12 protein-coding genes are annotated in these 12,007 nt (G+C 57.5%); 2 read left to right on the top strand and 10 right to left on the bottom strand.

Going from position 1 to position 12,007, the window contains the following annotated elements:
* Window positions 1-21 precede the first annotated feature (21 nt).
* From ACNKU7_RS02315 to lgt, 10 genes are all read right to left on the bottom strand, one after another.
* Window positions 22-687: an energy transducer TonB gene (locus tag ACNKU7_RS02315; RefSeq protein ID WP_418295343.1), complete on the bottom strand. Its 666-nt coding sequence runs from the start codon at window positions 685-687 to the stop codon at window positions 22-24.
* A 204-nt stretch (window positions 688-891) separates the two neighbouring features.
* The gene (locus ACNKU7_RS02310) at window positions 892-2,229 is read right to left on the bottom strand and encodes a tetratricopeptide repeat protein (protein ID WP_418295342.1); all 1,338 of its coding nucleotides are present in this window, start codon (window positions 2,227-2,229) and stop codon (window positions 892-894) included.
* Between the two features lie 12 nt (window positions 2,230-2,241).
* On the bottom strand, window positions 2,242-2,865 hold the full coding sequence (locus tag ACNKU7_RS02305) for an energy transducer TonB (RefSeq protein WP_418295341.1): 624 nt from the start codon (window positions 2,863-2,865) through the stop codon (window positions 2,242-2,244).
* A 5-nt stretch (window positions 2,866-2,870) separates the two neighbouring features.
* Entirely contained in the window at window positions 2,871-3,272 is a 402-nt protein-coding gene (locus ACNKU7_RS02300) for an ExbD/TolR family protein (protein ID WP_418295340.1), read from the bottom strand.
* Window positions 3,273-3,428: 156 nt separating this feature from the next.
* Window positions 3,429-3,956, bottom strand: coding sequence for a MotA/TolQ/ExbB proton channel family protein (locus ACNKU7_RS02295; RefSeq protein WP_418295339.1), 528 nt, complete (start codon window positions 3,954-3,956; stop codon window positions 3,429-3,431).
* Window positions 3,957-3,970: 14 nt separating this feature from the next.
* Window positions 3,971-5,341, bottom strand: coding sequence for a MotA/TolQ/ExbB proton channel family protein (locus ACNKU7_RS02290; RefSeq protein WP_418295338.1), 1,371 nt, complete (start codon window positions 5,339-5,341; stop codon window positions 3,971-3,973).
* A complete protein-coding gene (locus ACNKU7_RS02285; protein WP_418295337.1) occupies window positions 5,338-6,120 on the bottom strand; it encodes a DUF3450 domain-containing protein in 783 nt (260 codons plus the stop codon). The genes ACNKU7_RS02290 and ACNKU7_RS02285 overlap by 4 nt, the downstream gene beginning before the upstream one ends.
* Window positions 6,121-6,393: 273 nt before the next feature.
* Window positions 6,394-6,915, bottom strand: a complete 522-nt coding sequence (locus tag ACNKU7_RS02280; RefSeq protein ID WP_418295336.1) for a dihydrofolate reductase — start codon at window positions 6,913-6,915, stop codon at window positions 6,394-6,396.
* The gene (locus ACNKU7_RS02275; protein WP_418295335.1) at window positions 6,915-7,748 is read right to left on the bottom strand and encodes a thymidylate synthase; all 834 of its coding nucleotides are present in this window, start codon (window positions 7,746-7,748) and stop codon (window positions 6,915-6,917) included. The genes ACNKU7_RS02280 and ACNKU7_RS02275 overlap by 1 nt, the downstream gene beginning before the upstream one ends.
* Entirely contained in the window at window positions 7,748-8,596 is an 849-nt protein-coding gene (gene lgt / locus ACNKU7_RS02270; protein ID WP_418295334.1) for a prolipoprotein diacylglyceryl transferase, read from the bottom strand. Before lgt ends, ACNKU7_RS02275 begins: the two co-directional genes overlap by 1 nt.
* A gap of 67 nt (window positions 8,597-8,663) precedes the next feature.
* On the opposite strand from lgt, the gene ACNKU7_RS02265 reads away from it, so the two are divergent.
* Together ACNKU7_RS02265 and ACNKU7_RS02260 are read left to right on the top strand one after the other, a co-directional pair.
* Window positions 8,664-9,503, top strand: coding sequence for an NRDE family protein (locus tag ACNKU7_RS02265; RefSeq protein WP_418295333.1), 840 nt, complete (start codon window positions 8,664-8,666; stop codon window positions 9,501-9,503).
* A gap of 400 nt (window positions 9,504-9,903) precedes the next feature.
* Window positions 9,904-11,826, top strand: a complete 1,923-nt coding sequence (locus ACNKU7_RS02260) for a L,D-transpeptidase family protein (protein WP_418295332.1) — start codon at window positions 9,904-9,906, stop codon at window positions 11,824-11,826.
* The last annotated feature ends 181 nt before the right edge of the window (window positions 11,827-12,007 follow it).

The raw sequence follows: 12,007 nt of genomic DNA, 5'->3' as shown, positions 1-12,007 counted from the left end.
TATTCAGAAAAGTCCGGGGATCTATTCGGCCATGCGGAAGGTTATCCGGTTGCGCACGCCGTGTTGCTCAACCGGCTCGCCGTCGACCAGCGGCGGCCGATATTTGAATCGCGCCACAGCGTTCAGGGCGGCACTGTTGAATACATCCGTAGGTACACCACTCATATCGAACCCGCCGACGACACTCGGATTGCGAACACTGCCGTTGCTCGCAATCGTGAACTCAACCACCACGTAGCCCTCAAGGCCTCTCGCCAGCGCCCGCCGCGGGTAGCGAGGCGCGGGTTTGTAAATGGGTAGCGGGTCAGAGTTCAGCACAACCGGCCCCTGCTCCTCGTCAGTCAGGGTCGGCCGATCAATGATCGCCGGCAAATCACCGGGCTCCACTTTCGGATCTACCGAAACCCGGGGCAGCGGCGGCGGTATTTCCTGGGGCTTTAAGGGCGGCTCGCTTTTGATCACGGTGACCGTTGCCGGCGGCATGTGGATTGACGCAACTTTGGGGGATTCTTCATCCGGCGGCGCGCGATAGTCCGTAGCGATAAGCTGTGTCATACCCACAAGTAGCAGGCCGGTTACCCCCAGCGCAAAGGCGCCGCTGCGCAACAGCTCGACAGTTTTGAAAGACAGTGAAAATGGGGGACTGGCCAATGCAGAAATGGTACTACGCGGATAAGCCTGTTCCATAACACCCCTCCTAATTATTTTCAGGTGTTTAGTGATCACACGGCAGGGCCATGTGGTTGGAAAAGCTGATCAGCTACTTACAGTATTTAGTTGGAATACGCGTAGTTGCAAATAAATCGCATTTATTTTCTGTATAGCGCGCAAAAATTCGCCAAAAAAAAGGCCGCACAATGTGCGGCCTCGAAAACTCCGGAAAACACTGACTTACATGGCCAGTTGCGCTTCCCGTTCTTTCTCATTTTGAACAAAGGTAATCCACTGCTTGGCAAACTTCTCGGAACGTTTGTCATCCAGTGCCTTCTTGAAGTACTTCAACGAGTCGTCGTAGTTCTTCAGGTTGGCATTCGCCATGCCCAGAACGATATATAGCTGGTCTACACGCTTGATATCGCCTTTCTTGAGAGCCTTGGCGCCCATGCTGACGGCTTCTTTATTCTTGTCCAGATCCAGGTAGATACCGGCCAGACGGGAATAGAGATCGCCTTTGTCAGACATGCTTGCCGCAGCTTCCAGCTCCGGAATCGACTTTTGCAGCTCCTGTGCCATCTGGTATGCCTGAGCCAGGGTTTCCAGATTCTTGGAGTTGCGGGCAATCTTCTTCTCTTTGATGCCCTTTTCGATCACCTTCGCCCCTTTGTAAGGCATTTCCGCACCCATGAAGAGATAAGCCATGTTCAACAGCTCTTTCTCTTTCTCCAGGGCACCGGCAACGTAGGCGGCTTCCATCATGTGAAGCATATCGTCTTCACGTTTGAGTTCGCCGTACATGCCCGCCAGCTGCTTGTAGTACTCGCCTTTCGGGTAGTGCTTCACAAGCTTCTCGAGGATATTGGTAACCTGCTTGTAATCGTTTTTCTCGTAGTAGAGAAAACGCTGCAGGCTGTACCAGTTTTCCTTGGGCACCTTGCCTTCTTTCTCGTACATTGACACGGCCTGATTCATATCGGCCAGTGCCTTGTCGTTGTTGTCGCCCATCTGGTAATAAGCTTGGCCACGCAACGCGTACGAGTCAGCAGTCACGGTGTCGGATGCCGCGAACCACTTGTTCAGGTAGTTCACCGCCTGCTTGTAGTCTTCAGTTACGAAGTACAACTGTGCAATGGTCTGCAGTGTACCTACCTCCAGAGCCACCGGCAGGTTTTCTTCACCCTGCTGCAGCACCTGTTTGTAGTAGGTAATCGCCTGCGGATACTTCTCCATGCTGTAGTAAACGAAGCCGTAGAAGTAGTACATCTGCGCGGCTTCGTAACCGTTCAGCTTGCTCTTGCCGGCTTCCATTTCCTTCAGCGCCGCCAGTGCCGCCGGCCAGTTCTGGGCATCGGCAGCTTCCTGCGCTTTACCCAGGTACTTGAACGCGCTTTCGCGCATTGCCGGTGTCTTGCGGGTCTTCTGCTCAGCAGCTTGCGCCTGGGCAAAAGGAGCGGAAACGCCAACAGCTTCCAGAACAGTAACGCTTACAGCGGGAGCAAGTACCAGGGGCAGCGCCACTGACGTGCGCAGGACGAATTTGGAAAGTCCTTTCGTCACGGTCGTCATATTCATATGCGTCCCCTATTAGTTCTTGGCCATATTGAAGCTGATCTTGGTTTTTACACCAGGCACTTCAATCGGCTCGCCGTCAACAACCCGAGGCTTGTACTTGTACTTCAACGCAGACTTGATCGCCGCACTGTTGAAGATTGTCGTGGGGTTACCGTCCAGGGTGAACGCTTCCACCACACGCGGATCCCGTACAGAGCCGTTCTTGGTTACGGTGTACTCAACAATTACCCAGCCCTCAATGCCACGCTGCAGGGCACGACGCGGATACTGAGGCTGAACCTTCACAATTGGAAGGTAGTCACCCTCACTCGCGAAACCACCGAGCTTACCTACGTTCAGGTCGGCGTTGGCCGCTGGTGCAGACATGCTCAGCGCATTGTCTACGTCAGGCTGGTCAAACTCCGGCTCCGGCATTTCGGGCGGCGGCTGCTCAGGCTCGTCAGGCTTTTCCGGCTTGCTGGTATCGTATTGGGTTTCGATCTTCGTTTCCGGCATGACAACGTCGGCTACCTTGATCTGCTCTTCTTCCTTCGGAGCACCCAAGTTCGCTTCGATCAGCGCATGCATGGTGAAGATCAGGGCAAAAGTGGTGGCTATCGCCAGCGCACCCGCCCCAACTAATCTTACCGGGTTCATAGTTGTTAACTCTTCTCTGTAGCGACCGACACTTTCTCGATACCAATTATCCTGGCCGCATCAGCGATCAGGGCAACCTTCTCGATACTCGCTTTTTTATCGGGCTGAATTACCAACCACCCTTTCGGGTTCTCCGCGTAGAGACGCTCCAGGGTGTTTTTCACCTGGCGGTCGTCCACCTGCTCTTTGGCAATCCAGATTTCGTCGTTGTCGTTAATCGCTACCAGAATAGAGGCGGCTTTGAGGTCAGCGGTGGTCGCTTCCGGCTTAACAACATCGACGCCCGGCTCCTTGATAAAGGTCGCGGTGACGATGAAGAAGATCAGCATGATGAACACTACGTCCAGCATGGGCGTAAGGTCGATCGCCTGTCCCTCTTCTTCCGCCGTAGTCTTTTTTCTGCTCATTGCAACTCTCTTTAGCGAAAATGCTATTAGCGAGATTTGGCCTTGGAAGCCTCCACTACGCACCAGGTGGTAGTGAAAGCCTCATGAATTGGCTAAACCTTCTCAGTGACTGGCCCGGCGCAGTCGCCGGAACCTGGCACTTTGACTGTGGTGCCGTCAGTGATCCATCGTCAGATGGTCTTCCAGCAGCTGGGTTTCACGCTCAGCGGTACGGGTGATGTAGGTATTGGCAAATACACCAGACAGTGCGGTCACCATGCCCGCCATTGTCGGGATGGTGGCCATGGATACACCACTGGCCATTTGCTTGGCATCACCACCGCCGGTGATCGCGAGCACTTCGAACACGTTGATCATGCCCCATACGGTACCCAGCAGGCCGAACAACGGCGCGAGGGCTACGCAGGTCTGGATCATGTCCATATTGCTCTGGATCTTCTCGGATACCCGGGAAATCAGCGCGTAGCGGATCTGGTGTGCACCCCAGGATTTGCGCTCGGGGCGCGCCTCCCAGGTGTCCACGGCGCCCTGAACATCGCGCTTCAGGCCGCCGTTGAAGTAAAAGACCCGCTCAAAAATCAGCGTCCACATGAAGAAGGTCAGGCCGGCGATCAGAAGTAGTACTGGCCCGCCCGACGCCATAAAGGCGTTGACGGCGGCCCATGCGTCATTTAATGCGTGCATGTTGCCGCCTCCTCTTATTTACGCTCGGCGTTTTCTGCAACGATACCGGCACTCTGTTCGTCCAGGATGTGCAGGATGCGCTTGGCACGGCCGTTCACGATGGTGTGCAGCAGTACAGTCGGGATAGCTACTACCAGACCCAGAACGGTGGTTACCAGTGCAGAGGAGATACCGCCAGCCATTGCTTTAGGATCGCCAGCACCGAAGATGGTGATTGCCTGGAAGGTGATGATCATACCGGTAACGGTACCCAGCAGACCCAGCAGCGGGGCAACCATGGCGATGATCTTCAGCAGGTTCAGACCGGATTCGATGGCCGGACGCTCTTTCAGCACCGCTTCTTCCATCTTCAGTTCCAGGGTCTCGCCGTCTACACCTTTGTTCTCTTCTGCTACGGACAGAACACGACCCAGCGGGTTGTTGGTGTTCGGAGTAGAGGAACGCAGCTGCGCGTTAACTTTCGCGTTTACGCCAGACAGAACCAGCAGACGCCACAGAGCCAGCAGTACCGCAACCACACCCACAGCAGAGATGATGTAGCCAACGATGCCGCCCTGATGCCAGCGCTCAACGATGCTCGGGCTAGCGATCATGGCTTTCAGGTAAGAACCGCCAGTAGGACCGGTGGGGTCAACACCGAAGGCGCTGAAGCCGCTGGTCGCTGCCTGCAGGTCAGAAGCCATGCTCAGGTACTTGCCATCAGGCTGACGGATCAGCTCGGCCAGTTTCTGCTTGTCGTTCATTTCCAGGTATTTGCCGTTGGAAACAACGTTGAAGTTACCAACACGTACAACTTCCTGCTCAACCTGCTCGCCGTCGGGCAGGATTACAGTGCTGTTGAACTTAACAACTTTGCCGGATTCAACAGTTTCACGCTGCAGTTCGTACCACAGACGCTCGATTTCCTGAATGGTCGGCAGTTTGGTCGCGGAGTTCATTTTGTCGATCAGCTGATCGAGGAACTGGGCGCGGCCCGGGTACTGGGCGGAAACCAGGGAGGTGTCCAGGTTTGCACGCAGGTCACCAGCGGTAGAGGTCAGGTGGCCAAACAGTTCTTTCAGAGAGCCGAGGCGCTCGTCCAGCTGCTGACGCTTCTGCTGAACCAGCAGTTCCTGTTCTTCGTACTTCTTCTCCAGCGCCGCAGAGCGGGCTTCTTCGGAGGTACGGGTATTTTCCGCTTGAGTCAGCAGGGAAGCCTGGTTGGCTTTCTGGCGACGGAAATCCGCTTCGCGCTTTTTGTGCTCAGCAGATTCAGCGATCTTGGAGCTCTGAACCATCTTCAACAGTTGATCCAGGGAAGTAGCTTTGTCCTGGGCTACAGCAGAAACGCTGAACAGGCCAGCCGCTGCTACTGCAAGGACGCGTTTGGCGATAGAGGTTTTCATTGCGCAGCCTCCGGAGCCGGGATCGGCATAGTCATGATGTCGGTAGTAGCCTGTTTCTTGGCGATTTTCAGACCCTGCATGATGGCGCGACGGTATTCACCATCGTCAATCTCAACCCATGCTTTCTGCTCTTTGTCATAAGCCAGGGAGATTTTGGAGTCAGTAGTCTGAGCTACCAGTGCAATACGGCCGATCTGCAGCACGCTCACTTCGCGATCCTGACCATTTACGTTCAGGGTATCGCCGTAGGTGTCGATCTTACGCGCGTATTCGGATTCGAACTTGTACAGTTCCAGCACCTGACGGAATTTCTCCGCTACAGTGATATCGGAACGGTCCATAGCGTTCTTAACGCCTTCGAGGTTGGCTTTACGCTCGGCCAGCTTGAACGGAGCGTCCAGTTCGATGAACTGTTCCAGGCCTTCCAGCATACGCAGGATCAGCGGCTGGATCTGGCGCTCGATCACGGTAACCTGGTCGATAGACTCGTCGAGATCCTTGATCACGGACAACTGGTTAGCCAGCTGCTTTTCGAGCTGACGGTTGTACACACGCAGACCGTCGATTTCTTTATTAACAACCTTGAACTGCTGGAGCAGATCGGAAGTTTCCTGAGCAATCTTGTCGATGCGCTTTTGAGATGCGGTAGCAGCAGCAGTTTTCTGCTCGCCGACCTTGAGAACGGTATCGAGTGTATCCGCAGTGGCTACGCTACCGTACAGTGCGCCGGCAGACAGCGCAGTGGTCAGCGCCACAGCCATGAATCGCTTGGTTTTCATTAGACCCCCCAGTGGGTTCAATATTTCACAACATGGTCGCGATGAGTTAGCTGCCACAACGCGGTAGTTTTTTGGTTTGAAGACAGCTAAGAGCCGCACATTGTAAACAGCCGATTTGATTATTCAAATGCCGAGTGACTGAGTCGCTCCGCCTGGGTAGCAAGGTAACACCAAGGTAACACCCCCGGGTTGCCTGCACACATTTGCAGCGGCGCTTACTGTGCAAACATTGACCAAACCTACCCGAAAGAATAAGGATTGATCAAGTTGTTTTTATTTCAACCTGTCGTACTGAACTAAGCAGTACGCAAATTCATCCCGCTCCGAGGCGGGGTAACATTCCCGGCTGGCTTCCTGCCAGTTGCTGTCGACTTCAGGAAAGAAAGCGTCCCCGTCAACTTCCGCAGCGACCTCGGTAATATACAGGCGAGCAGCGAGACTCATGGCCTGCCGGTAAACCTGTGCGCCGCCGATCACCATGATCTCCCCGGCGCCATCCCTTTTGGCGACCGTATCCGCCACCTGCAAAGCCTGTTCCAAGTCGGGCGCAATCGTGACACCGTCCGTTTTCCATTCAGGATTGCGGGTGATAACAATATTCTCCCGCCCGGGCAGTGGCCGCCCAATGGATTCGAAGGTTTTACGCCCCATCACCACCGGCTTCCCCAGCGTAGTGCGCTTGAAAAACTGCAGGTCGCCGGAAATCCGCCACGGCAGGGCATTCTCACGGCCGATCGCACGATTGCGCGCCATGGCCACGATCATCGCCAATGGGGTATCAATTGCCGCAGCCATCACACCGCCACCGGAGCTGGAATGTGCGGGTGTGCTTCGTAACCGCGCAGTTCGAAGTCCTCAAAGCGGAACTCAAACAGGTCGGTCACCTCGGGATTGAGCACCATTTGCGGCAGCGGCAACGGCTCCCGCGACAACTGCTCCTCGACCTGCTCGGCGTGGTTGGAATACAGGTGGGCATCACCAAAGGTGTGGATGAACTCCCCCGGCTGCAGACCACAAACCTGAGCCAGCATCAGGGTCAGCAAGCTGTAGGAGGCAATATTGAACGGCACCCCGAGGAAAATGTCCGCGCTGCGCTGGTACAGCTGGCACGACAGTTTGCCGTCAGCCACGTAAAACTGGAACAGGGCGTGACATGGAGCCAGCGCCATTTTGCCTGCGCGCGCATTATCGCTGGGCGAAACGCCTTCGTCGGGCAAGTCCGCCGGGTTCCAGGCACTGATGATCAGGCGACGGGAATCCGGGCGGGTCTTGATCTGCTGCACCAGTTCGCTGATCTGGTCGATATGGCGGCCATCCGGCGTCGGCCAGGAGCGCCACTGATAGCCATACACCGGCCCCAGGTCACCGTCTTCGGTCGCCCATTCGTCCCAGATCCGCACACCGTGCTCCTTCAGATAGGCGATATTGGTATCGCCTTTCAGGAACCACAGCAGTTCGTGAATGATGGAACGCAGGTGGCACTTTTTGGTGGTGATCAGGGGAAAGCCTTCGGCCAGGTTAAAGCGCATCTGGTAGCCAAACACACTGCGGGTGCCGGTTCCGGTGCGGTCACTTTTCAGGGTGCCGTTATCGCGCACGTAGCGCATCAAATCTAGGTACTGCTTCATTACTTGGCGCCACTCTTGGCTGTGGTTTTCAGGTTTTCATTACTTTCGCTGCGTCCCTCAGGTACAGACTGGGTACGGTAGCTCCACACCAGCAGCAGGATACCCGTGGCAATCATTGGCAGGCTCAACAGCTGCCCCCGAGTCATCCAGCCGAACAGGTCAAAACCGATGTGGCCGTCCGGCTCGCGGACAAATTCCACCAGGAAACGGAAACAGCCATATAAAAGAAGGAACAACCCACCGACCGCGAGACGCGGGCGCGGCTTGCTCGAAAATATCCACAACACCACAAACAGTACCAGCCCTTCCAGGAAGGCCTGGTACAGCTGCGATGGGTGACGCACGAGCATTTCCGGATCCCGTGGAAACACCATGCCCCAAGGGGCATCGGTCTCGCGCCCCCACAGTTCCTGGCCAATGAAGTTGCCGATGCGGCCAAGGCCCAGGCCAATGGGCACCAGCGGCGCGACGAAGTCGATCAAATCGGGGAAGGTTGTACCGATCCTGCGCGCGTAGATGGTCGCCGCCAGCATCACCCCCACAAGGCCGCCATGAAAACTCATTCCGCCTTCCCACACCTTGAACAGGCTGAGCGGATGGGCGACCAACTCGCCAAAATTGTAAAAGAACATGTAGCCAAGGCGACCGCCAACCACCACACCGATCGCACAGAACAGGATCAGGTCCTCGACTTCTGACTTGATCACCGGCGACCAGGGCTTGCTGGCACGGCGCATCGCCAGCCACCAGGCGGCGGCAAAACCGGCCAGGTACATCAGGCCATACCAGTGAACCTTGAGAGGGCCAATAGCCACAGCAACGGGATCTATTTCGGGATACGTCAGCATGCTCAAACCGCAGTTATTCGAAGTGGGCGTTATTATGGCACTTTGCAATTGACGAATGCGAGACAACATGTGCCTGCTTCTGATCGCCTATCGCCAGCATCGGGACTACCCGCTGCTTCTGCTGGCCAACCGGGATGAGTTCTACCACCGGCCTACCGCCACCGCCAAGCCCTGGCAGGATCTGGCTGTGATCGCCGGGCGCGACCTGGAGGCCGGCGGCACCTGGATGGGTATAGCACCCGGTGGCCGGGTGGCCGCAGTGACCAATATGCGCGAGCCCGGCGCGCCCACTCCGGCTGACGTGCTGTCCCGGGGTGAAATACCGGTACAGTTCCTCACCAGCAGCCTGCCACCACAAGACTTTGCCGGCGTGTTGCCGGCCCCCCGCTACCGCGGTTTCAACGCACTCCTGTACGCACACGCCGAGCGCCCGCAGCTTGTCTGCGCCGGTAATCGCCACAGCCCCTTTGAACTCTCACCCGGCTTCCACGGCATTTCCAACGGGGCGCCGGATGCGCCATGGCCGAAGGTGAACGCCGGATGCAGTGCCCTTGAGCGCTTGGTCACCCGACTACAGAGTACCCCTGACGCTGACCTCCGCGACGACAACTTTGTCGCACCCGCGCTGGCAATACTGGCGGATGAGACCCGCGCGCCCGTCGCCCAACTGCCTGACACCGGCGTAGGTACCGCGCTGGAGCAGGCGCTGTCCTCAATTTTTGTCCGTATCCGCGAAGGTGATATCAGCAGTGCCGATGCAAGCGACCAGCCCCTGACCGCGGGTTATGGCACCAGAGCAAGCACCCTGGTCGCGGTAGACCGCCTCGGGCGCACACAATTGTGGGAGCAGACCTATGTTGAGGGGCGCCTGAGTGACCCGATCCGGCACTACGTTTGCGAGCCTTGAGGGCGTGCGAGCCTTCAGATCCACCTGGCGGCCTATGCTCTCTGTGCCCCGCGACTCCTTACCCTACCCCCTTCAGCCCCTTGCACAGCCCCCTCAGTACTCTTTTTAACCCCGGCCGGGGTGCGCGCCTAAGGTGAAAAGATTCCAGCGCCAAGCAAATTTTGCATTTGTTGCCATACTTAATTTCACAGGCCGGCTGATGTTGAGTTTCGCGCAATGCGGGCTCTACGGATGCCGCTATAAAAGGAAGGTCGCGCGGGATGCTCGACGCAGGCACGCCGTCGCCAGGAATATCCTGTCGATCACATGGGGACAGGCGCGCCGGGGTTGGGAAGGTATGAACGATCGGGCACCGGCTTCCGCACTGTAAACCGGCGCCCTGCTGTATCGCTGAGGTACCATGTCATATTTCATTCCAGAGCGTCGCAAACGCAAGTCGCCACTGCCCATGTTGATACTGGGCAGTCTGTGTATGTTTGCCCTCTATTACGCCTACACTGCAAACCAGAAAACGGTGCCCGTACTACCGGAAAATGCCGTGCGGCCCCACCTGCTCAATTGGCTGGAGGATAATCCGGACGCCTGGCCGGCACAGGACCCAATCTTCAATCCGGTCGCCGTGCGCCGTATTTACCGCCGCACCGATTACCGCCTGCTGTGGTTCGACAACTACAGCCTGAGCGACACGGCCAACGACCTGCTCAAGCAACTCACCGCCTCGAGCTCCGGTAACCCCAGCAGCATGGTGGACTACCGCTATCACCTGGGTTATTTCGACCGCACCCTGCGCGACACCCCGCAGCGACTGCAGATGGCCGCCGTACTGGATGTCCTGCTAACCGACGCTTTTATTTCCTATGCCCAGGACACCCAGCTCGACAAGCTCAAGCCTGAGAGCCCGAGAAAGCACCGGCCACTGCGCCAGCGGAACATGACCCCGGTCAACCTGACCGAGGGCGGCTTCCAGATGGCCAGCGCCCGCGTTACCCCAAGGGCCAATGATACTGGCCGCCAGTACTTCCGCGGTTATAACCGGGGCAGTCAGTCTGTCGATCGCTCGCGCTACTACACCCAGCGCCAATCGCGCCCATCCACCTATGGCAGCAGCCATTCCGCCCGCTACAGTACGCGCAGTTATCCACAGTCCTACCCGCAGTCCTACCCCCGCTCCATGCCGCGCTTCCGCAGCCTGCAGGACGGCAGTGACGGACTGGCACCCGCACATGGCGAGGGCATGTGGGTCGAGGAAAATACCCCTTACGGCAGTGACGCCCAGGCCCTGCGTGAGCAACTGGCGTTCTACCGCAATATCGCCTCCAGCGGGCGCTGGCGCCCCCTGCCCGCCGGTCCGGCCATGACCCTCGGCGCCAAGCACCAGAATGTCGCGCTGTTGCGGAACATGCTGTCTCTGTACGGGGACTACTACAGCTATGGCAGTGAACCCAACAGCAACAAGTTCGACCAGCGGCTGCACGACGCCGTAGTGCGCTTCCAGATACGCCACGGCCTGCGCCCTGACGGCATCGTGGGTAAAGCCACGCGCGAGCGCCTGAACATCTCCCCGAGCGCCCGCGCGCACATCATCGAGGCGAATATCCGCCGCCGCGAGAAACTGCCCTCCAAGCTGGGCGAGCGCTTCATCCAGGTGAATGTACCGGAGTACCGCCTCCACTATGTGGAAAGCGACCGCGTTAAGCTGTCGATGAACGTGGTGGTCGGCAAGAAGATCCACGAGACCCCGGAGATCAATACCCGCGTGTCCCGAGTGGTGTTCAACCCGACCTGGACAGTTCCCCGCAGCATTCTCGTCAGCGAGATCCTGCCCAAGGCCCGCGCCAACCCCGGCGGCATGGAAAACATGGGGTACCGGGTGGTCAACGGCAGCGGCGACTACCTCCCCCTGACGCCGCAAAACCTGCGCACCGCAGCCAGCGGCGGGTTCCTGATGCGCCAGAAAGGCGGCGAGCAGAACATTCTCGGCCGGATCAAGTTTGAGATCCCCAACTCAGACGACATCTACCTGCACGATACCCGCGCCAAGAGCCTGTTCTCACTCACCGATCGCGACTACAGCCACGGCTGTGTGCGCCTGGAGAAACCCCGGCAACTGGCAGAGGCCCTGCTGCGCAGCGAACCCGGCGACTGGAGCCGCTACCGCATCGAGCAACTGACAACCGGTGACGAAACCACCGAGGTCAAAATGAGCCAGAACGTGAAGGTCTATGTCACTTACTGGACCGCCTGGGTCGACGGCGAAGGGCGCATGCATTTCCGCCCGGACATCTACGGCCGGGACGGCCTCGCCGCCAACCAGTTCGACTAACCTCAACTTTTCATCCCTTACCCTTCTGCCGGGCGGCCCCTCCGCCCGGCGTTTATTCCGAATCCAACGGAAAGTTCCCCAGCGAATACCCCAATCGAATTTGGCACCACCCCGGTCACAAGTTACCAATTAGGAACATAAACACCGCCGCTCGCGGCTGTGTCGCCTGATCCGGTTACCG

Source organism: Microbulbifer weihaiensis (assembly GCF_048323715.1).
Classification (GTDB): domain Bacteria; phylum Pseudomonadota; class Gammaproteobacteria; order Pseudomonadales; family Cellvibrionaceae; genus Microbulbifer.
The sequence above is the reverse complement of the archived record's forward strand: the minus strand, read 5'-3'. Positions and strand labels throughout refer to the sequence as shown.